The sequence below is a fragment of the Arthrobacter sp. A5 genome (assembly GCF_051131705.1).
Lineage (GTDB): Bacteria > Actinomycetota > Actinomycetes > Actinomycetales > Micrococcaceae > Arthrobacter_M.
Genome location: NZ_CP180316.1, coordinates 1757845 through 1779528, shown reverse-complemented (window position 1 = coordinate 1779528; position 21684 = coordinate 1757845). Strand labels below are relative to the sequence as shown.

Here is a 21684-nt window from a genome sequence, read left to right as displayed (position 1 = left end):
CGTCGGGTTTGGACTGGCCGTACAACCAGTTCGGTTGTGGTGGTCGGCGCCGGCGCCATGGCATGGAAATCGCCTCGGGCTGCCTCTCAGCTATGGGCGACGTGCCGAACACCAACTGGCCGTCGACCAGCGGGCTCCTCGTCAACGGTCGGCTTGAGGTCGATACCCGCGGCCGAGTCCGTCCTGACATCGTCGCTGCCGGAGACGTGGCCGCCTTCCCCACCGCGCGCGGCATCGGCCGGATCCCACTCCGGACCAGCGCCATCGAGCAGAGCAAGGTCGCGGCCCTCGCGCCTTAACCAGGGTCGGGTGTTCTGCGTTTCCTGATGGTCAGGTAGAGGCGGTGGGCTGTAATGACCAAGGCAAGCCACGCGGCGCCCAATGCCCAGGCGGAGAGAACATCGGTGAACCAGTGGTGGCCGAGGTAGACCCTGCTCAGTCCCATTGTGAGGGCAAAGAGCGCGGCGACAGCAACCGTCAGGACGCGGCCACGGCGCGTTCGTTGGCGCAGGACGATCAGGTACGCGACGATGCCGGCGATGACGAACGAGTTCAGGGCATGTCCGCTGGGGAAAGCCGCTGAGTGCTCATAGGGCGGGATTGCGTCGCTCAAGGAAGGGCGTGCCCGCCCGAACAGCGGCTTGCCTGCGATGGTCATCAGCAGGGACCCGGCGGCAGCGGTAAGGATCAGGATGACGGGCGTCCAGGACCGTCTCCTCAAGGCGAGGGTGACGGTGGCGATCATGCCCAGGATGGGCATTCCGATGGTTCCGCCGACGTTGGTGTAAGCGGTCATGACGATGTCGAAGCCCGGCGAGCGGATGCTTTTGGCTGCAGCCAGGAGCGGATGGTCGAGACCTGCGACGCCGTCGGCTTCTGTCACGGAGTCGTAGACCTGGGCGAATACGGCGGTCATGATGATCGCTATCAGCGCCCCGATGGCCAACGTGAGGATCAGGGCAGCGTTCGGGCCAAGCCGGGCAGCCACGCGCTGGGCGAGGTTCGCCAGGAAGCGGCCGGGCGGGCTCTTCCACCGGGTCAGGTCCTGCCCGCCAACGAAGCGGTCGTGGCGTAGTTCCCCCTGCACCCCCGGGTCCGTCGGTGGTTGAACTTCGTTAGAGGCCATTATCAAGTCCCATCTCGACGGCGTCGGCTTCCGACCTTATGGTAAGCAAGCGTACTGTGCCAGCCAGGTCCCGAAACCGAAATGAGGGGTTACGCCCACAAGTCCCAGCACTGTCATCGGCGTTGTGCCCGCGATGAGGCCGATGGCCACTGCCATCAGGCTGGCCGCGGCGATAGCCGAGCGAACGGCGGAACGTCTCCATGATTCTTTGACGGCGAACTCTTCATCCTCTGGTCGCCGGCCAAAGGTCAGCCGGCTAAGTCACACGGATCCACGACAGTTGCCGTTGCGTTGAGGATGGCGCTGGTTTGTTGGAACTGGCGCGCCGGAGTAACAATGAGAACTGCCAGCGCCAGCAGTGCCCCGATCATCACGACATCCAGGACCGACGATACCCCTCTCGACACGGCTTGCCCGGAGAAGAGAACCACGACCCCCGGACCTGACATCGAACGTGCTTCACTTCGTCGCCTGTCCGGCCCACCGTGATTCCGATCCGTTGTGGCTGGACCATGGGACTTATTATCTGACTGCCGTAGACGAGTCCGACAATGAGGATGCCGAGCCATCCCCGATACCCAGGTCCGTCAAGCCGTCTGCCCTCGCGGCACCGTGTGTCGGGCCCAATATCTTCATCGGCTCCACTCCGTAATCCAAGCATGCGCGACGGTTGGCGCGCCGGTAGCGCACCGTCGAGAAGCCTTGAATAGCTAAACTCGGGTGACGGATGGTACCAATAGGAGCATCCAAACCGTGGCAGTCCCCAAGGACCTCCCCGCCTCGGCTGAACTCCTATACTCCTATTCTCGGGGCGGCGGGGCGAGGTGAGGTAAGCGTTCGGGACTAATTCGCGGGCAGCCGGGGTTTACTGATGGGAGACCACACGCGGGTCTGCCCATGAAGCGCATTTGTACGCCGACCGAAACGGGATGATGTGACGACTACGACTGCCCAGGGAATCGGTTTCCGCTCTGAACGCGGGCCCATCCTCATCGCCCTGATGCTCTCGACCGGGCTCGTTGCCATCGACTCAACGATCGTCGCAACAGCCGTGCCATCGATCGTGCACGACGTCGGCGGGTTTTCGTCGTTCCCGTGGCTCTTTTCCGCCTATCTGTTGGCGCAGGCAGTCTCCGTGCCCGTCTACGCGAAGCTCTCCGACCTAGTCGGCCGCAAGCCGATCATCCTTACCGGCATTGGCCTCTTCCTGCTCGGATCGATCCTCTGCGGAGTTGCCTGGAGCATGCCGGCCCTCATCGCGTTCCGCGTGCTGCAGGGCCTCGGCGCCGGGGCAGTCCAGCCGATGGCCATCACCATCGCCGGCGATATCTATTCGCTGGCAGAGCGCGCTAAGGTCCAGGGCTACCTAGCCAGCGTGTGGGCGATCTCCTCGGTCGTCGGTCCGACGCTCGGCGGCGTGTTCTCTTCCTTAGGGATCTGGCGTGGGATCTTCCTGGTGAACGTCCCGCTGTGCCTGCTGGCCGGCTGGATGATCATCCGGACATTCCACGAGAACATCGAGTGCACCCGGCACCGTGTCGACTACCTCGGTGCCGGCCTACTCACCGTCTCCCTCAGCCTGATGATCCTTGGGGCTCTGGAGGGCGGCCAGGCGTGGGCGTGGAACTCCCCCGTCAGCATCGCGGTCTTCGCGGTCGGCTCCGTCGTGTTCGCCGTGTTCCTCCTCGTCGAACGGCGGGCGGCCGAGCCTGTGCTGCCGCCATGGGTTGTGTCACGGCGGCTGCTGACGACGACGGCCCTGGTCGCCTTCGGTGTCGGCGCGGTTCTGCTCGGCCTCTCCTCCTACGTTCCCACCTTCCTCGAAGGGGCACTGTCGACCTCCCCGATCCTGGCCGGTCTGGCGCTCGCAGCCCTGACCCTGGGCTGGCCGATCAGTGCCTCCCAATCCGGGCGGCTCTATCTTCGGATCGGATTCCGGACCACCGGCCTGATCGGCATCTCGGTCTCGGTCGTTGGCACCGCTGTTCTTGCCCTCACCGCCTCCGCTCCCAATGTCCTGATGGTCGCCGGCAGCTGCTTCATCATCGGGCTCGGACTCGGTCTCGTTGCGACTCCGACTCTCATCGCCGCCCAGTCGAGCGTCGAATGGAATGAACGCGGAGTGGTCACCGGCACCAATCTCTTTGCCCGATCGATCGGCAGCGCCCTCGGCGTCGCCGTCTTCGGCGCAGTAGCGAACGCGATCTACGCGGGCACCCCTAACGGCGACACGAACCCGCACACGATCGTTGCTGCCTCCGCCGCCGTGTTCCTGGCCGTACTGATCGCTGCTGTGCTTACCGTCGTCGCCGTTTTAGCGATGCCGGCCGTGCACCGCGGGGCCACCGTCCGTACATCCCCGGCCCAAACGCAGGAGGAGCCCTCCAAGGGGTCCAAAGCGTGACCGTGCAGCGTTGGCGAGAATTGGGAATCTCAGGAAGCCAATGTGGAGCTGACCTGCGCTTACATTGTGGCCGAGGTGGGACTCGAACCGGAGTCTGACCCGCGCATTGGGCTGACTGACTTCCTGGATTGTCAGTCCCTCCTTTGTGAGGACCCTGCTCAGCTCCGTGCCATCGTCGTCGACCGTTCTTGTGTTGCCCGCGAAATGCCTTCCAGCGTCGCGGCGATATCGTCGAGCGACGTCTGCATCCAGAGCAGGGCAGCCTGGTTGTCCAGCCTGTCGTCTTCGCAGCCTGCCTGCTCTGAGCAAAGACGCACCTGGCCTGTCAACCTGGCATTCAGCACGGCAAGCAGGCTAAGGATGTCCGCCGTCAATTGCTTATGCCGCGGTTCGAAGGGCAGATTGGATGCGGAATCGTTTCCGCGGGTCCGTGCCTCGGTTGAGCAGGCGTTGGCATCTATGACCGACAGCCTTCGTCCTTCAGCGATCCGAGCCGTCTTTGCTTTCCCTGCCTGCATCCGTGCTTTCACCTTCGGTTCCATAGCCCTCTCCTGCCGCTGGGAAAACGCAAGGCCTATTCGTACGTCCCAAACCGTCCGGGCCAATCCGGTCCATCACTTGCCCGAAGGCCATCCCTGCATTTCATATCACTATGTAACGTAATGCTATGCTCCTACGGGCCAACAGTCAATGGTCGCAAGGGGCGTCTTTCTGCACTCCGCACGCATCCGTGCCTCACCGTCCTATCAGCAGCTCGGATGCAAGGCCGGACGCTCAAAACCGCCCTCGGGTGTTGAATCACTAGCCGAGACATGACCATTAGCCACTCCGCCGCAACACGAGCCGGTTGCCAGCTGATGACCGAGTTGGCTGATGGTGAACACGCTGGTTCCTTCGCCACTTACCCAAGCGGTCAGCGAGACGGGCGCATTGAATTCGCCGAAACGGTGGTAATCCATCCTGAAACCCGGGTCCTCCTGACCGGTGAGCAGTGTATGAGACTCCAAGGCCGCCTCCACGAACAGCATTCCGGGAACGTGGTCGGAGAAATGGTCAAAGATAAACGGGTCATTCCAGTTCCACACGATCGAGCCGGTTACCGTGTTCACGTCGCGGGTCACTGAGCGTAGTACCGCCCCCAATGGTCCCGTGCTTGTCCTGACGACTTCCGGAGCGTGCCGGCGAACGGCCTTGTACGCCTGTGGCGGCATACAGGAAAGCGCTCCGACTCCCGAGGCCTGGGCACCGTTGGAAAATGCACACTCCGCCATCGCCGTCAGGCGCGCGAGAACTCCCCGGCGATAGGTCGGCTCGAGAATTTTGATCCGAAGTGTCCCCTCGGATAGTTCAGACATCACCAGCTCCCCCGCGCCGTGCCACCTGAATTCCAGATGTTGGAGGAGGAAGCACCAGTCACTTGGAACCTGGCCCTCCAGCTGGGCGACGGCAAGGCCGCTCTGGCGAAGCAGTTCCGCCCCGACAGTGGTCGGTGTTCTGGGCAGCAGCCCGCCCGCAGCCCGAAGCTGCTGTGGGACGGAGAACTGAAAGGTCCAGTCCCCCGACGCTTCCCGGCGTGCCGATGCGAGCAAGGACTGCTCCGCTGAATGCTTATGAACGAGCTCCCGATCAATCCGAATCGGCCATTCCATGAGTGGGTCCACCTATGCTGTTGGGTACCTAAGCGCCCTGAGGGCGGTTTCTACTGTGTGCTGCACAAGGTCCTCGTCCAATGACGGCAGACCCGGCATGATGGCGCGCAGCAGAAGCGGACCGGTCAATAGGTCGCAGACCCAGTCCATTTCATAACCGGTGGGAATATCCCCTCTGTCTGCTGCCCGATGCAGAATGGCTCCGGTGGCGGCCCTCCGCGGACCAAGGAAGCCACCCACAAACATCGAGGCCAGATCCTCGTTGTGCCGAGTCGACTCCAGAAACCCCGCCAGGCTGTTGCTCACCAGCGGATCGCTGAAGAGAGCCACCTGGTCACGTTGGACATTGACAAGGTCCGTCCGAAGCTCCCCCGAATTAAAGTCCAGGTCCACGCCGAACTTCTGAAGGATCAGGGACAGCACCAAATCCGGAATACCGCTATACCGCCGATAAAACGCAGGACGCGTCGTCCCGGCAGCTGCGGCGACGGCATCAATGGACATCGCCCCATATCCCTTACTGACGATCAGCGCTTCGGCAGCAGTTTGGAGCGCCGCATCCAATTGCGCTTGGCGTGGACGTCCGCTTGAGTGCACCATAATGTTACAGAGTGTATCGCTTTATTGAAGGCGCACAAAAGTGTCACCACCGAACTTATTCGTCCCCACCCGAAAGGCTCCTACCGTGTTGCTCGTCTACGGAACCGGTCACCTTGCCGCCGCAGTAATTAAAGCCGCCATCAACGCCGGCATGGAGGTCAGGGTGGCCGGGAGAAACCCGGCTAGAACCAGGATGCTCGGAGACGAATTCGGTATCGGCGCCGATGTCGCTTCGCTCGATGAGCCGGAATCCCTGCGCGCCTTGCTGCACGGAGTCAACGTGGTGCTCAACGCAGCAGGTCCATACTCCTTGACATCCATGCCCCTCATGGTTGCGTGCATCCGCAGCGGCGTGCACTACACCGACGCCTCTAATGAACTTGCCTCCTTTTCAGCAGCCGACGCACTTTCCGACCAAGCTGCCGTCTCAGGGGTGGCTCTCGTTCCCGGTGCCGGCTTTGGCGCCGCGGCAACTGAAGCTGTAGCCCTCCAGTCCACAAGGGCACTGCAGAATCCACGTTCACTTAGAATCGTCCATTCTTCGGCAGGGGGTATGTCCACCCCTGGTGCCCGGAAGTCAGCGTTGAGGGTGCTGTCGGCAAAGGGACAGCACTACCTGAACGGCCGGCTAACTGCGGCGGGTGGCCATTCTGTGATACCGATTGTCCTGCGGGGAGGCGGACGTCAGGGCGTCCTGATGTCGAGCGGGGAGCTGTGGGTCCTTCAAGCCTCAACCCAACTGCCCGACATCAGTGTTTACTACACCCTGAATTTCCACCCTGCCGCAGTTCGACTGCTCGTACGCCTGATCCGTATACTGCCGGCGCGCACATTTCCGGTGCCCCGCCCGTCCACGCGGCTGAAGAAGACTCCGACCAAGGCTTCCAGCCATGAAATTACGGCTCAGGTGTTCGATGCGGCAGGTAAGTCGGTGACTCACACCCTCACCGCCGCCGACCCGAGAGGATTGACCGCCCAAATCGGCATCGAGTGCGTCCGACGGCTGTCGTCAGGCCGCTGCTCGGGTGCCCTAACACCCGGAGAAATCCTTGGAGGGGGTTTCATCGCCACCCTGGATGGGATCCGCATGGAGAAATCACCGCGGAACTAAGCAACCACGGTCACAGGGACGGGCCAAGGAACACTGTGGTCCCATGATCAAGAACGACGACGTAAATCGGCTCTTCGCATTTGAGCATGGTTAGGGCGGCCTAAGAATTGGGATTTGTGGGATGTTCTCCGGCCTGCGCGGCGTGGCGTGAGGCGGAACGAGGTCAGGGTCTCCTTGAATTGGTAGCGACCAAGCTTCCAATCATAAAAGAGACCCTGACTTGTCTAATTCTATGTCCTGCCCGAATGGGCGCTGGTGCGAACGGGCAGACACGATGTTCGCCGTCGACGGCGTGCACGTCATCTCTGCCGCGAATGCTGCCAGCAGACTCCTCCTTCATGTCGAAACCGATCAGAACACCACCGGTTGCCCGGACTGCGGGGTTGTGGCGATCGGCCACGGCCGCCGTAAAGTCCGCCTGCACGACGCACCGTCGTTGGGGCGGCCGGTGTCCCTGGTCTGGGTTAAGCGGGTATGGCGGTGTCCGGACACCGGCTGCCCCAGAGGCACCTTCACCGAGGAACACGCCCTGGCCGGTCGTCGGGCGAAACTCACGACCCGGGCCGTGCACTGGGCCGTGGACGCACTGGAACGCTTCGATACCTCCGTCTCGGCCCTGGCACACCAGCTCGGCGTGGCGTGGCGGACCGTCTGGGACGGAATCGAAGCCGAAGCACTCCGGCGGCTCGCGGACAAGGTCCGGCTGACCGGGGTGGACGCCCTCGGCGTTGACGAGCATGTCTGGTCCCATACCGGCTTCCCCGGCACGGGCATGGTCACCGGGATCGTGGACCACACCCGCGATGAGAAGGGCCGTGTTAATGCCCGGCTGCTGGATCTTATGCCGGGACGGTCGGGGAAGGTCTACGCGGACTGGATCAAGGCCCAGGGCAAGGACTTCGCCGAGGGGATCAAGGTCGCAACACTGGATCCATTCCGTGGTTACGCCAACGCCGTCCGTGATGAGCTACCCGAAGCAATCACCGTCGTTGACGCATTCCACGTCGTAAAGCTTGGTGGTGCTGCTCTGGACGATGTCCGCCGCCGCGTCCAACAAAGCACCCTGGGACACCGCGGACGTAAAGGGGACCCGCTCTTTGGGATCCGCCGCACCCTGCAGATCGGTGCCGAACACCTCAACGACAAACAGGCCAAACGGCTGGAGGACAAACTCATCGCCGGAGATCCCGGCCATGAAGTCACGCTGGCCTGGCAGTGCTACCAGAAGCTCCGGGATGTATACCACTCCAACCCGGCCAGAGGCCGGGATCTGGTGACCGGGATACTCACTTCTTTCCCGTCCTGTCCGATCCCGGAGATCGCCAGACTCGGCAGGACCCTACGGCAATGGAAGAGCGCGATCCTCGCGTACTTCGAGACACACGGGGCCTCCAACGGACCGACCGAAGCGATCAACGGTGTTATCGAGACCACACGGCGGATCGCCCGCGGATTCCGGAACTTCGACCACTACAGACTCAGATGCCTACTCGCAGCCGGCGGCCATCGCCCATACCGGAAAAAAGCGGCAAACCATGCCTAAATGCGAAGAGCCCGTAAATCCGGCTGACACCGGCCTTGCCGTCTAGCTCATTTTCGAACAGACCATATCTGTAGAGTTCATATCAATCTGCATTCGTGAGTGTGCTGGAGGCCAAGCGCCCGGAAATCGGCGGTTGCAGCGACAATCGTTCGCGAATACCACCTCAGCTCGCCAGTACCGCAAGGGCGGTAATCGAGCAGCGTGCTGCGTTCATCAACCGTCACGGCTCCGGCTATTGCAAGTAATTAAACAATCACGGTGGACTTTTATATAGCATCAACAAGTCAAAGTTAATGTACTGAAATTTGCTGCAGTGCCCAGGAATTTCCGTCCGGGTCACTAAAGTAAGCGTATTGAACACCGCCCATGTCATCTACGTCGCTCACATCCACCCCGCGCTGAATAAGATTCTCCCGGGCTTCGATGATATTATCAACCACTAAATGAAGATTCTTTATAGAACCAGCATTGCTACTGGAATCACCCATTCCAGTACCAAAAACAATTGAACAAGCAGATCCAGGCGGCGTGAGTTGTATAATCCTCATTCCGTTGCCGGGCTGGACATCATGGTAGGTTAAAACCAACTCGATCAACGTAGAAGGTCTTACTGGCATTTACGTCAGTGACTGGCAGGGGTACAACCTCGAGTTTCATATCCATCAGCGAGAACTCCTTCAGAGTTGTTTTGGTTTTATTATAGAACTTCTTCATCCTCGTGGACGACGCCCCTCAACGCGGCCGCCCGCTCAAGACTATAGCCGGAGGATGACGGCGGGAGGTGCCCATATCGACCATCTGGTTCAACTGCTCTTCAGATTCAAGCGCGGACAGGTCAGTCATCCGGGTGCGGTCACCGATCTCCTCGAGGGTGACCGTGGCATGGGTGGTGCCCATGGCCTCAACCGGCGCGCCGTTCTCGTCGCCAAACCCGTCGTCAAACTCGAGGCGGTTCGGGGCCTGGACGGCGGTGAAGCGCCACCAACCGCGGGACTTTTCACCGTCGGGGCCCGTCATGTAGTAGCTGGCCCCACCGCCTTGAGCGAAGTCATGCCGCTCGAACGCCGCAGGCCAGGTGGCGGCCCCCACCACCGCTCAAGCTGGCGCGGGTCCTCCCAGATCTGCCAGACACGCTCAACACCGGCATCGAACTGGGCGATGAGGGTGAAGCTCAGTGCCTCGGGATTCTTGGCGGAACTGATAACCGTCATGGCGGAACCCTTCACCGCACACACGAACGCCGCACCGGCCGTGGCGGTAGCCATCGATCGGGGCGGAACAGGTAGCCGATTCGTGGCGCTGGACGAACGCCGCAGCATCATCGCAACCACGACCCTGCCGACGCCAACTGGGATTAGTGCGGCGGATGCAGTTAGCTTCGTCGAAGAACACGTCAATGATGTCACCGGAGGTGCACCTCTCCGCTCGATCGGCATCGGAGCCAGCGGCCCAGTCGATGCCGAGGGAGTAATCCGAAACCACGACACCTTACCGGCATTCACCGGTTTCGATCTGGTGGCTGGCCAAACCAAGGCGTACTCCGTCCCGGTCTCTATCGACAACGATGTTGTAACAGCAGCGATCTGCGAGGCCAGCATCGGAGTTGCCCGCGATTACCCCAGCCTGCTCATGATCACCCTGGGGACGGGAGTTGGAGTCAGCGCCCTTGTTCAGGGCGAACCAGTACGGGGCGCCGACGTTGTCCACCCAGGGGTCGCCTCAGAAAACGGAATAAATCGTACGCTAACGGTGGCCGGTGGGGCGTAGTGGTCTGAATTTTCCTGGGCCGATCTTAGTGTTGCTGCGCCAGAGGTAGTCTCCGGTGAGGTTGATGTGTTCCCAACCGAGCGGTGAGAGGTATTGCAGGAGCGTGTCGTCGGCTGTCGGGTCCTGACTTGTGAGGGCGTTTGCTGCGCGTTCGAGGTAGACGGTTTGTTGAGGCCGGCGTGGACGCGGCGGCGGAGTTCGACGCTTTGCAGCCAGTCCAGGATGAACAGGGTGCGTTCGATGCGTCCGAGTTCACGCAGGGCGATGGCGAGGCCGTTTTGTCGTGGGTAGCTGCCGAGTTTGCGCAGCATCAGCGAGGCCGTCACGGTGCCTTGCTTGATCGAGGTGGACAGCCGCAAGATCTCGTCCAATGGGTTCGGATGGCCTTGACGTTAAGGGTGCCGCCGATCAAGGGATTGAGTGCGTCATAGACGGCATCACTTTTCGGGATGTACAGCTTGGTCTCGCCCAGGTCGCGGATGCGTGGTGCGAAACGAAAACCCAGAAGGTGCATCAGACCGAAGACGTGATCGGTGAAGCCGTTGGTGTCGGTGTAATGCTCCTCGATTCGTAGATCTGACTCGTGATACAGCAGCCCATCGAGGACGTAGGTTGAGTCGCGCACCCCAACGTTGACGACCTTGGCGCTGAATGGCGCGTACTGATCGGAGATGTGGGTATAGAACATTCGACCCGGATCCGTGCCGTATTTGGGATTGACGTGGCCGGTGCTCTGGGGCCGGCCACCGGCTTTGAAGCGTTGTCCGTCCGAGGAGGATGTGGTGCCGTCGCCCCAGTTCCCGGCCAGGGGTTGCTGAAATTGGGCGTTGACCAGCTCGGCCAAGGCTGCCGCGTAGGTTTCGTCTCGGATGTGCCACGCCTGCAGCCAGGACAGCTTCGCATAGGTCGTTCCGGGGCAGGACTCGGCCATCTTGGTCAGCCCGAGGTTAATGCCATCGGCCAGGATCGTCGTCAGCAGGAGTTTCTTATCTTTCGCGGTGTCGCCGGTCTTCACGTGCGTGAAGTCGCGGGTGAAGTCTGTCCACCGGTCGACCTCCATGAGCATTTCCGTGACTTTGACGTGCGGCAACGCCATCGCGCTCTGATCGATCAGGCTCTGCGCAGCGTCGGGAACGGCTGCGTCCAGCGGAGTGATCTTCAAACCGGATTCGCTGATGATGGCGTCGGGCAGGTCGTTGGTTGCTGCCAGATGGTTCACCACCGTCAACTGCGTCTCCAGCTGCGTCAGCCGCTGCTGAAGATACTCGTCACAATCTGTGGCCACGGTCAGGGCAATTCGTCGACGAGTTTCAGGTTGGTGAAGCTTTCAGCCGAGACCAGGTACTCGTCGAAGTCTTTGAACTGGCGCGAACCCGATACCCATATATCGCCTGAGCGCAGCTTCTTCTTCAGCTCGCTCAGCGCACACAGCTCGTAGTAGCGCCGGTCGATTCCGTCATCGGTGACGACCAGTTTGGCCCAGCGCGGCTTGACGAATCCGGTCGGTGCATCTGCTGGCACCTTGCGGGCCTTATCGATGTTCATCGCTCGAAGTACTTCTATGGCCTCGAGCACGTCGGTGGCGGCCGGGGCTGCGCGCAATGTGAGGACGGCCAAGAATTCAGGCGCGTAGCGGCGTAGCGTGGCATAGCTGCCGCCGATCCGGGGCAGGAAGTCGAAATCCTCGGGCTGAGCGAGCTTTTGTGCCTCGGTCACGCTGAGAGTGAAGGCCTCCCACGACAGTACTGACTCGATGGCGGCGTATGGGTCGCCGCCGTTCTCCTTGGCCTCCAGCAGCACCGAGCCAATACGCCCATACAGCGGACCTTGTCGTTGATCTGCTTGCCCGAGGCCTGGAATTGTTGCTGGTGTTGATTCTTGGCCGTGTTGAAAATCTTGCCAATGATGCGGTCATGCAGATCGATGATTTCATCGGTGACCGTGGCCGTGCCTTCTACGGCCAAGGCAACCAATGTCGCATACCGGCGGGCCGGCTCGAACTTCGCTAAATCGGCTGGCGTCATCTGAGCGCCCTCCCGGGCTATCTTCGGTAATCGGTTCTGATGCACCGACTGCGCAGCGCCCACAGGCAGGTCCAACGCTTGCCAGGCTTTGAGGCGCTCAATATGTTCCAGCATGTGCCACGAGTTCGGCTTCACCGGTGACTGACGCAACCACGCCAGCCGGGTGGCCTTGCCCTCCTCTCGGCGCTTGAGCAGATCATCCAAACGCCGACGATGCTCGGCAGAAAGCTGATCGGTCAATGCAGCATAAACACGCCGGTTGGCCCGTGTGATGGCTTCGCCGCAGATACGCTCGATGACCTCCAACGACGGAATCCCGACGTGACGACGCCGCAACAGGTCGATCACGCTCCCAGCGAGCACAATCCCTTTATCTGTCTGCACGGCCAGTTCGGTCGCGAACTCCACGCACTGCCGGTAGTGCGCCACACCGAACGACTGCAGGCCCAGATAAACGCGCAGCTCAAGCAGATGCTCGCGTCGTGTTTCTTCCCGTTGCGCATATTCTGGCCAACAGGCCGGGTCAATGCGAAGTTGCCGTCCGATCTGGTCCAGTAACGAGGACGGGACAACGGCCTCGTTCGACAATCCTTGCCCGGGGAAGCGCAGCAAACACAACTGCGCGGCAACACCGAAACGGTTGGCGTCGCTGCGCCTCTGACGGATCATTGATAGGTCGGATTCGCTGAGCGTGTAGTGCCGGATCAACTCGTCCTCAGTGTCAGGCAGTGCGAGCAGAGTGTCGTGTTCAGCACTGGAGAGGATCGAACGACGGGGCATTCGTACTCCTCTTGAAAACGGAGGAAATCAAGAACCGAAACGTCAACGCAGTCGCCTTGTGAACATGACAACGAGCGGCCCGCCAATTCAAGACAACCCGATTCTCGTAAATGGTTCTCGGAATAGTATTCTCGCATCATCCCATAACCACGGCTTTCAAGAAACTACGAGGCCCTCATGCTCATCGGCTATGCCCGCGTCTCCACCCACGATCAAAACCTCGCCCTCCAACACCAGGCCCTCACCGCCGCCGGCTGCCAGAAGACCTTCGACGACACCATCAGCGGCACCCGCACCGATCGCCCCGGACTAACCAAGGCACTCGAGCAACTCCGGCCCGGTGACACATTCGTCGTGTGGAAGCTCGACCGTCTCGGCCGAACCGTGAAGAACCTCACCGCATTCACCGAACAACTTCACCACGATGGTGTCGGTTTCCGATCCCTGACCGACCAGATCGACACCACGACCCCAGCTGGTCGATTTTTCTTCCACGTCATGGCCTCCCTCGCTCAAATGGAACGCGAACTCACCATCGAACGCACCCAAGCCGGACTGGCAGCAGCCCGCCAAGCCGGACGTATCCCGGGACGCAAACGCGTCATGACCGACAGTAAGATCGCCTCCGCAAAACAACTCCTCGCCACCGGCACCCCACCAGCTACCGTTGCCCACAACCTCGGCGTATCCATCCCCACCCTCTACCGCTGGTTACCCGCCAGCGACCGTTAGCGTATGGATTTATTCCGTTTCCTGAGGCGACCCTATATAAATCAGGAAGAACCCCGCCGCATAGATCCGAAAGCCACACCTTACGGCCTGCTTACAGGCACTCTGGGCCGTAGATTCCCAGCCGCGGCGCGGGTAGTTTTTATTGATGGAACCGACACCCGATTAAACCCCTTAAGGAAGGATAGGCATCATGAAAGATCGCCCGCGTTCCCGCACCCTTGTCCTGACCGGTGCAGCCCTCACGTTCCTGGTGGGTGGACTCATCGCCCTCCCCCTGGTCGCATCGTCCGCCACCAACGCCACCGCCGCCAAGGCGGTGGCGTTGGTGGCGGACGAGTCATCAAGGCTGCTGCCCGCGCAGAAGCTGATTCTGAAGTCCGCCAAACAAGTCGACCTGACGAACAACACCGTTCGACTGCCACTGCATCGAGGCGTGTCCCACGGGCACACAGTGTGGTACATCCTGACTGAGTCCTCCGACGTCGGGCTTGCAGCCGACCTCGGCGTCAACTACGCCGCCAAGCTGACCAACCTTGGTGTGTCCTGCCCGACATGCGTGCAGACCGTCACCCAGACCTCCGCCCCGGACCTGAAGTTTGGCGAGGCCACCGTCGCCTTCACTGGCGCCCCGGACTTCTCGCCGCGACGGGTCCTGGTCCCCGGACCCACGACCCTGCCGGCCACGACCGTCCAGCCCGGCGCAGTCGGCGGGCCAGGATATAGCCCCTTTATCCGGATCGAGGGCTCACCGGTGGTCTATAACGCACCCATCGTGGCCACCGGCGACGGCCCGTTCGATGTCACCACCCACTCCAATACCGGCGACCGGGTTCTGGCCATCCACCCCGCAGACCGGGCCGGGCCGGGACAGTTCACCCAAGCCACCGTGGACCTGCTCTTCATTCACGGCTTCGACGCCGGCCAGCCAATCCTGTACATCTCCACCGAGGCCTCCGACCCCCTGGCCGCTGTCCTGGAACGCGCCACCTACGTCCCTCTGCTGAACCAGGCCTCCTTCCGTGGCGGTGACGACGCGCTCGGCTCCGGCCGCGAACGCATCTTCCCGTTCCTGAACGGACAGAGCGGCGCGGGCAACCCCAACGCCCAAGGCCTGATCCACCTGATCAAGGATGGGCACGCCACCGAGGACGCGAACCTGGGTAACGACGCCCTCCTGGCTGCTTTGCGCAACGGCGGCGACGCCCTCAACATCCAGGGCGACTTCCCCACCATCACCGACCCTCGCCACGCCTTGTCCTACAGCCCCTTGTGGGATGCCCAGCTCGGTGAGTGGACCGACGAGGCCGTCGAGGACGGCCTCAACAAGCTGCAGACCGATGAGAACCAGATACTGAATCTGGCCGCGACCCGCCCCGACCTGCTCACCGGACCCGGCGGCGCGGCATACGGCTCTGTCGGCTTCGTCATCAACTGTCCCGTCATCGCCTTCACCAACGAGGAGCCCAAGGCCGACCTGGTCGACCTCGTGCCCAACGCCCAAGGCTGAGCCCGCTCAGCCAAGCCTCCCATCTCTGCCAACGCAGAGACGGGAGGCCGGGTAGCATATCCCGAAGTGTGGAGATGAGCCCCCCTGGCCGCCGCGGCAGCTTCAGCGTCGCGGCGGCCATGCGTGCCGTCTCCGCTGTACCACAGCCGGGCACCGGGCGGCGCGAGGAGGCAGGGGCGCCTGGGTGGCCAAGGATCCGGTCTCTCGCTGGCCTTTCAGGTCGCCACCAACTACGTGGCCGTCCGCCGGCCGGCTAGGTCGCGGCCGGGCCGCCGTGACCATCGGGCCCATCGTGCAAGTCTTGTTGCCCATGTTGACCGTCCGGCTCGAACCGCGGCCACTCGGCTCGAGACGGGCGTAGGCGTGGGCAGTCATCTCCACCGATGTGTGTGATCGACTATTTGTAGGCCGTTTCAGCCAGGGAATCCTGCCGGGTTAGTGGCCGGTTTCCTGCTAAAAGAGCGCTAAGAATCAGGCCAGGCATTTCCCCTCCGGTTCATGGATTTTTGGGGAGTGCGCAGAGATTGAGATCACCGGGTGGTTCGGGGCGGTTCCCAGCGTGTTGGGGACATGGGCCCGCCACCCCCAGATAAGTTCCTTACGGCGCTGCCATTGCGAAGCGTATGCGCCGGAAGGGCTGGAAAGCAGATGACGGTACCCATGTCAGTACAAGAAAATATCAGACGACTGGACTCCCAAGGTGTCCCTGTGCGTGAGATCGCCCGCAGGTTGGGCATCAGCAGGGATTCGGTGGCCAAGTACGCCGATCGGGAAGACTTCTCCCCGGTGCCGCCGGCACCGTTGGCGCGGCCAGGGGGCTCGGTGTTGACCGGGTTTGAACACATCATCCAGGGGTGGTTGGGCGAGGACCAACGGAGGAACCGCAAGCAGCGGCATACGGCCAAACGGATCTTTGACCGGCTCGTTGATGAGCACGGTTTCACTGGCACCTATTCACCGGTCCAACGGTTCGTGAAGAAGTGGACGGCCCGGAACCGGCAGGCGGGTGAGGGCTTCACTGAACTGGTGTGGCCGGCCGGAACGGTGCAGGTCGATTTCGGGCAGGCCGAGGCGATCATTGCCGGGATCCGGCAGATCCTGCATATTCTGGTGGTGACTTTCCCGTTTTCGAACATGCGCTTCGTTCAGGCGTACCGGGGCGAAACTGCCGAATGCGTCAGCCACGGACTGCGCAGGGTGTTCGAGCACGCTGGGGCCGTGCCACGGCAGATGGTCTTTGATAACGCCACCGGCATCGGACGGCGGGTCGGGACCAAGGTCGTGGAGACGAAACTCTTTGGTGCGTTCAAGCTTCACTATCGGTCCGAGTCCCGCTACTGCAACCCGTACTCGGGCCACGAGAAAGGGAACGTGGAGAACGCGGTCGGATTCCTGCGCCGTAACTTCATGGTTCCCGAACCAGAGGCCGCCACGCTGGCCGGCCTGAACGAGGTGTTGCTGGCCAGGTGCGATGCGTTGGCCACCACCACGCACTATCGCAAGGGCCTGAGCGTGGGCGAGTTATTCGCCCACGACGTTTCCGCTTCGTTGGCGCTGCCCGGAGTCGCTTTCGACCCGGTGCGCTATGAGTCGCGGAAGGCCGATAAGACCGGGAATATCCTCATTGATGGGAACACCTATGCCGCCGGGCCCGCCTTCCACAGCAGGAACCTCACCGTGGGGTTGCGCCACGACGTGGTGCAGATCCTTGATGAGCACTCAGCCCCGGTCAGGTCCTTCCCGCGGGCCTTCGGACACCAGGCCCAGACGATCTTCGAACCAGCATCCCTGGTCCCGTTGCTGGTCACCAAACCCGGTGCCTGGGGGCATTCCCCGCTGCGGGCCCTGGTCACCGACCCGGTGCGCGACTGGCTGGACAAAGCGACCGTAAAGGACCGGCGCAGGTTGCTCAGCGCGGTGGATGCCGCTTCAGGATCCGCCGGCTTCGATGCCGCGATGCAGGCCGCTGACACGCTGATCCAGCGCGGGGATGAACCAGATATGGCAGCGCTGGGGATGCTGGCCCGCAGGCTGGCGCACGGCACCGAACCGGCTGCTGCGAACGTGGATCTGAGCATCTACGACACCTTCACCACGTTGGAGACGACCACGGGAGAAGTCGCATGAGCATGACCACCGTCCAAGACATCCTCGAAGCAGGCAAACATGCCTCCCTGACCGGCAGCGTCTTGAGTGAATGGGCCGAGAAAGGAACACCGAAACAACGCGAATACCTCCACGGGGTGCTGTTGGCAGAGCACGAATCCCGGCAGGAATCACGCCGGGCCCGGCTGTTGAAATCCGCGCGCCTACCGGCGTTGAAAAGCCTGTCCGGTTTTGATTACTCCAGCGTCCGATTCCCCGAAGACTACGGACGGCAGGCCTTGGAATCCCTGGCGTTCATCAACCACGCCCAGGACCTGGTCCTCTACGGGGACGTGGGCACCGGCAAAACCCACATGGCCTCCGCCTTGGTGGCCGCCGCCTGCCAGAAAGGCATCCAGGCACGTTTCTTCACCACGTCCTCCCTGGTGATGACGTTGCGCCGGGCCAAGGACGAAGACCGCCTGGATAAAGAGTTGGCAGCCCTGGCCAAAAACCAGATCCTGGCCATCGACCTATGCCGAGCCGGTAACTATGCCGAGGTGCTGGGAACGCGGGTACCAGAAGAGGCCCTGCCGCTGGGGTCCGGACAAGAATCGACTGTTCCCATATCGGCATAGTTTCCGTGGGAGGACGCTGGTCATGGAAGCAACGGTGCTTCCATGAAGGAGGCGAAATCTCATGTCTGGACCGAAGAGAAATGACGGTCAACTGGGTGCGCAGGTTGAGGGGTATCGGGCATGGTTGGTGCGGCGGGGCTACACGCCGGGCACAATCCGGAACATGCTCAAGGACATTGGGCGGGTCGGTCGATGGCTCTCTTCCGAGGGGTTGAGGGCCGAGGAGTTGAATGAGCAGGTCCTGAGCGGGTTTTTGTCTGCCCGGAAAGCAGTGGTAACTCGGAGATTCCCTGGCCCGCGGGCTTTGGTGCCACTGCTGGAATTTTTGCGGTACTCCGGTATTGCCCCGGCGGCATCCCCGTTGGCGACAGCACTTGGCGAGCTGATGGATGAATATCGTTCCTGGATGTTCCAGGAACGTGGACTCGCCCCGACAACGGTGCACCGATATGAGAACACGGCACGACGATTCCTCGAGGAACAGTGTCACAGTAGTGGTGTTTTCGTGCCGTCGGCCTTGACGGGGGCGGATGTCAATGCGTTCTTGCTACGGGAGTGCAACAGGGTGTCGGCCGGCTCGGCGAAGGGCCGTGTGGCTGAACTACGGGCCGTTTTGCGTTTCCTGTATCTGCAAGGAATCACCGAGCTGCGGCTGGGATCGGCCGTACCCCCGGTGGGTGGCTGGCGGTTGGCAACTCTGCCGCCACCGACAGTCTCGGCTACCGATGTGCAGTTGTTGCTTGACAGTTTTGACCGCAGCACGCAGCTGGGCGCCCGGGATTTCGCGATTGCGATGCTGGTGGCCCGTCTGGGGCTGCGATCAATCGAGGTCGCACGGCTGGAACTGTGTGACATGGATTGGCGTGCCGGTGAACTGGTGGTTCGTGGCAAGGCCCGCCGGCAGGACCGGATGCCGCTGCTCGCCGGAGTCGGTGAAGCCTTGGTGGCCTATTTGTCGTGTGGCCGGAACCCCGCCGATGCCGTTCATGTCTTCTTGACCTGCCGCGCTCCTCGGGGACCGATCCGTGCCGACTTGGTCGGAGACGTCATTGAACGCGCCTGCAAACGCGCGGGACTACCCAAGTTTGGCCCGCACCGGCTCAGGCATGCCTTGGCTGGTGAGATGCTCAAACAGGGCGCCGGCCTTACGACGATCAGCCAGGTCCTGCGTCACCAGGATCTGGCCACGACGGCTCTTTATGCCAAGGTCGACTTTGACTCGCTGCGCCAGGTGGCCCAACCATGGCCGGGGACGGCACGATGAGCGGGCTGGAGCAGGACCTGGCGAACTATCTGCAGCTGCGCCGTTCACTCGGGCACGAACTCGCTGAAAGCCACCGGCTGCTGCCAGGCTTTGTAGTGTTCCTTGATACCCGTGGATGCACGACGATAACCACGCAGGCGGCGTTGGAGTGGTCGCAGCAACCATCGACAACGGCACCTTCGAGCGTGGGCCCGAGGCGAATGACCGCGGCACGCGGATTCGCCCGCTATCTCTCCGGGATCTATCCCGGCACCGAAGTCCCGCCCTTAGAGCTGATGCCCCACCGCCAGCGATGGCGTCTGCCATTCATCTACTCCAGTACTGATATCGGAGCGTTGATGAGCCAGGCCCGCTGCTTGATTGACCAACCATTGCGGGCGGCTACCTATGAAACCTTGATTGGGTTGTTGGCGGCAACTGGGCTGCGCATTGGTGAGGCCATCAAACTTGACCGCACGGACGTGGACTGGAGCGAGAGAGTGTTGTTGATCCGCGAGTCCAAGTTCGGCAAGTCCCGGCTCGTGCCAGTGCAGGAGAGCACCATCCAGGCGTTGAAGAGTCATGCAACCTTGCGCGATGAACTGCAGCCAACATCAATCGACGCCAGTTTCTTCGTGTCCCTGACCCGCAAGCGCCTCAGCTACCAGGTCGTGCAGCATACGTTCCGGTGCCTGGTGACTGCTGCCGGAATCGGGGCCGATTCGCCCTCCGCCCCCAGAATTCATGATCTAAGACATTCCTTTGCCATTCAAACCTTGCTTGGTTGGTACCGCAGCGACGAGGACGTGCAGGCCAAGATCCCGTCACTGTCAACGTATCTTGGCCACCGCGAACCGGCTTCCACGTACTGGTATCTTTCGGCGGCGCCGGAACTGCTTGCCGTGGCCGCCGCACGTCAAGACGCGCAGTGGATGAAGGCACGCTCATGACGCTCATCGCCTCGACCCTGCAACTGTTCTTCACGGACCGCCTCGCCCAACAGCGCCAAGCTAGTCCCCGCACCATCGCCGCCTACCGAGACACCCTCAAACTCCTTTTGGAGTTCGTGTATGAACAGACCAAGAAATTGCCAGCTCGACTCGATTGGGACGACCTGGACGCGACCATGATCTCCCGGTTTCTCAACCATCTCGAGGACCAGCGGCACAATAGCGTCAGAACCCGCAATGTCCGCCTCACCGCGATCCGTTCGCTCTTCTCCTACGCGGCACTGCGCCATCCCGAACATGCGCTCCTGATCCAGCGAGTGTTGGCGATTCCGCCCAAACGGTTCGAAAAACGCATCGTCACTTTCCTGACGGCACCGGAAGTTGACGCCATGATCGCCGCCCCAGACCAATCCACTTGGGAAGGGCGCCGAGACAAGGCGCTGATGCTGTTGGCCATTCAGACAGGGCTGCGCGTTTCGGAGATCACCGGGCTGAATTGCAATGACGTGACGCTGGGGACCGGCGCCAACGTGCGATGTGAAGGCAAGGGACGCAAGCAACGTAAGGTTCCACTCAATGTCCCCGTCGAAGCGCTACTGCGGGCCTGGTTGAAAGAACGAGCAGTCCAACCCCAGGACCCACTTTTTCCCACACGCATCGGACGCCGCCTCAGCCGCGATGCCGTCGCCCTGCGCGTCAGCACTCATGCCAAGACCGCTACGCAACAATGCCCGTCACTGGAAGGCAAGACAATTCACCCCCACGTCTTCCGCCACACCTGTGCCATGTCCCTGCTCCAAGCCGGCGTTGATACCTCAGTGATCGCATTGTGGCTTGGCCACGCGGGAGTTCGTTCCACGGACGCATATATCCATGCTGACCTCACCATCAAGGAAAAAGCACTCGCCCTCGTGACACCCACAGCGGCAACCCCAGGACGCTACCACCCGACAGACAAGACACTGGCGTTCCTTGAAAGCCTGTAACTATGCCGATATGGGAACAGCCGATTCTTGTCCGGACCCCAGCGGCAGGGCCTCTTCTGGTACCCGCGTTCCCAGCACCTCGGCATAGTTACCGGCTCGGCATAGATCAATCTATGCGGATATCCGCATAGATTGATGAATTTGGATACCTTCCGATCGACACCGAAGGCGCCCGGTTATTGTTCCAAGTCATCGCCGATGGCTACGAAAAACGGAGTCTGATTATCACCACGAATTTGGAGTTCTCCCGGTGGGGAACGGTGTTCGGTGATGACAACATGGCAGCTGCCGTCATCGACCGCATCGTCCATCACGGGCGACTGCTTCAGTTCCGCGGCGAGTCCTACAGGGTCAAGCATGCCCTGATGAAATAGGCAACCAACCCAAATGGCCGGAAACGGTGCTCAGATGGCCTGATTCTTAGCGCTGAAACGGCCTACTTAAAGTTGACGAAACACACCACCGAGCAGCCACCAGCTCGCAGAGCGTCGTGGGAGTCGAGGTCGAAGTGCATCCGGGCGTAGCGGAAGTAGTTCTCC

Annotated in this window: 17 protein-coding genes and 3 pseudogenes; 13 read left to right on the top strand and 7 right to left on the bottom strand. The window is 61.6% G+C overall.

Annotated elements, in window-relative coordinates; all coding sequences use genetic code 11:
• The first annotated feature begins 62 nt into the window (after positions 1-62).
• The gene (locus ACLLJI_RS08210; protein WP_434620072.1) at positions 63-299 is read left to right on the top strand and encodes an FAD-dependent oxidoreductase; all 237 of its coding nucleotides are present in this window, start codon (positions 63-65) and stop codon (positions 297-299) included.
• Here ACLLJI_RS08210 and ACLLJI_RS08205 read toward each other — a convergent pair.
• Positions 296-1126, bottom strand: coding sequence for a phosphatase PAP2 family protein (locus tag ACLLJI_RS08205; protein WP_434620069.1), 831 nt, complete (start codon positions 1124-1126; stop codon positions 296-298). The two genes, ACLLJI_RS08210 and ACLLJI_RS08205, sit on opposite strands and share 4 nt — an antisense overlap.
• Before the next feature lie 934 nt (positions 1127-2060).
• Between ACLLJI_RS08205 and ACLLJI_RS08200 the strand changes: the two genes are divergently transcribed.
• Positions 2061-3530, top strand: coding sequence for an MFS transporter (locus tag ACLLJI_RS08200; RefSeq protein ID WP_434620066.1), 1470 nt, complete (start codon positions 2061-2063; stop codon positions 3528-3530).
• 158 nt (positions 3531-3688) lie between these two features.
• Here the strand turns inward: ACLLJI_RS08200 and ACLLJI_RS08195 are convergent, their stop codons facing one another.
• The 3 genes from ACLLJI_RS08195 to ACLLJI_RS08185 all read right to left on the bottom strand — a co-directional run bounded on the left by ACLLJI_RS08195 (position 3689) and on the right by ACLLJI_RS08185 (position 5779).
• Positions 3689-4072: a hypothetical protein gene (locus tag ACLLJI_RS08195; RefSeq protein WP_434620063.1), complete on the bottom strand. Its 384-nt coding sequence runs from the start codon at positions 4070-4072 to the stop codon at positions 3689-3691.
• Positions 4073-4276: 204 nt separating this feature from the next.
• Positions 4277-4741 carry an AfsA-related hotdog domain-containing protein gene (locus tag ACLLJI_RS08190; RefSeq protein ID WP_434621361.1) on the bottom strand — a complete coding sequence of 155 codons (465 nt, stop codon included), beginning with the start codon at positions 4739-4741 and terminating at the stop codon, positions 4277-4279.
• A gap of 450 nt (positions 4742-5191) precedes the next feature.
• Positions 5192-5779, bottom strand: a complete 588-nt coding sequence (locus ACLLJI_RS08185; protein ID WP_434620061.1) for a TetR/AcrR family transcriptional regulator — start codon at positions 5777-5779, stop codon at positions 5192-5194.
• Positions 5780-5864: 85 nt separating this feature from the next.
• Here ACLLJI_RS08185 and ACLLJI_RS08180 point away from each other — a divergent pair, with 85 nt between their 5' ends.
• Together ACLLJI_RS08180 and ACLLJI_RS08175 are read left to right on the top strand one after the other, a co-directional pair.
• Positions 5865-6890 carry a saccharopine dehydrogenase NADP-binding domain-containing protein gene (locus ACLLJI_RS08180; RefSeq protein ID WP_434620059.1) on the top strand — a complete coding sequence of 342 codons (1026 nt, stop codon included), beginning with the start codon at positions 5865-5867 and terminating at the stop codon, positions 6888-6890.
• A gap of 232 nt (positions 6891-7122) precedes the next feature.
• Positions 7123-8433 (top strand): ISL3 family transposase, encoded by a 1311-nt coding sequence (locus ACLLJI_RS08175; RefSeq protein ID WP_434621131.1) that lies wholly within the window; start codon positions 7123-7125, stop codon positions 8431-8433.
• Between the two features lie 290 nt (positions 8434-8723).
• On the opposite strand, the gene ACLLJI_RS08170 is transcribed toward ACLLJI_RS08175, so the two are convergent.
• Entirely contained in the window at positions 8724-9029 is a 306-nt protein-coding gene (locus ACLLJI_RS08170; RefSeq protein ID WP_434620057.1) for a glyoxalase, read from the bottom strand.
• 136 nt (positions 9030-9165) lie between these two features.
• Positions 9166-9644, bottom strand: a pseudogene (locus ACLLJI_RS08165) (SRPBCC family protein).
• Here ACLLJI_RS08165 and ACLLJI_RS08160 point away from each other — a divergent pair.
• The gene (locus ACLLJI_RS08160; RefSeq protein WP_434620055.1) at positions 9643-10200 is read left to right on the top strand and encodes an ROK family protein; all 558 of its coding nucleotides are present in this window, start codon (positions 9643-9645) and stop codon (positions 10198-10200) included. The pseudogene ACLLJI_RS08165 and the gene ACLLJI_RS08160 overlap by 2 nt on opposite strands.
• Here ACLLJI_RS08160 and ACLLJI_RS08155 read toward each other — a convergent pair.
• A pseudogene (locus ACLLJI_RS08155) lies at positions 10177-13004 on the bottom strand (Tn3 family transposase). The gene ACLLJI_RS08160 and the pseudogene ACLLJI_RS08155 sit on opposite strands and share 24 nt — an antisense overlap.
• Positions 13005-13181: 177 nt before the next feature.
• Between ACLLJI_RS08155 and ACLLJI_RS08150 the strand changes: the two are divergent.
• From ACLLJI_RS08150 to ACLLJI_RS08115, 8 genes and pseudogenes are all read left to right on the top strand, one after another.
• A complete protein-coding gene (locus tag ACLLJI_RS08150; RefSeq protein ID WP_434620053.1) occupies positions 13182-13736 on the top strand; it encodes a recombinase family protein in 555 nt (184 codons plus the stop codon).
• A gap of 190 nt (positions 13737-13926) precedes the next feature.
• Positions 13927-15243: a hypothetical protein gene (locus tag ACLLJI_RS08145; RefSeq protein WP_434620051.1), complete on the top strand. Its 1317-nt coding sequence runs from the start codon at positions 13927-13929 to the stop codon at positions 15241-15243.
• A gap of 660 nt (positions 15244-15903) precedes the next feature.
• The gene (istA, locus tag ACLLJI_RS08140; RefSeq protein ID WP_434614631.1) at positions 15904-17370 is read left to right on the top strand and encodes an IS21 family transposase; all 1467 of its coding nucleotides are present in this window, start codon (positions 15904-15906) and stop codon (positions 17368-17370) included.
• The gene (locus tag ACLLJI_RS08135; RefSeq protein WP_434620049.1) at positions 17367-17966 is read left to right on the top strand and encodes an ATP-binding protein; all 600 of its coding nucleotides are present in this window, start codon (positions 17367-17369) and stop codon (positions 17964-17966) included. The genes istA and ACLLJI_RS08135 overlap by 4 nt, the downstream gene beginning before the upstream one ends.
• Before the next feature lie 61 nt (positions 17967-18027).
• A complete protein-coding gene (locus ACLLJI_RS08130; protein ID WP_434612234.1) occupies positions 18028-19230 on the top strand; it encodes a tyrosine-type recombinase/integrase in 1203 nt (400 codons plus the stop codon).
• A complete protein-coding gene (locus tag ACLLJI_RS08125) occupies positions 19227-20159 on the top strand; it encodes a tyrosine-type recombinase/integrase (protein WP_434612232.1) in 933 nt (310 codons plus the stop codon). The genes ACLLJI_RS08130 and ACLLJI_RS08125 overlap by 4 nt, the downstream gene beginning before the upstream one ends.
• Positions 20156-21145 (top strand): tyrosine-type recombinase/integrase, encoded by a 990-nt coding sequence (locus ACLLJI_RS08120; RefSeq protein WP_283562473.1) that lies wholly within the window; start codon positions 20156-20158, stop codon positions 21143-21145. The genes ACLLJI_RS08125 and ACLLJI_RS08120 overlap by 4 nt, the downstream gene beginning before the upstream one ends.
• 131 nt (positions 21146-21276) lie before the next feature.
• Positions 21277-21519 (top strand): annotated as a pseudogene (locus ACLLJI_RS08115) (ATP-binding protein); the annotation flags it as partial.
• Positions 21520-21684 lie beyond the last annotated feature (165 nt).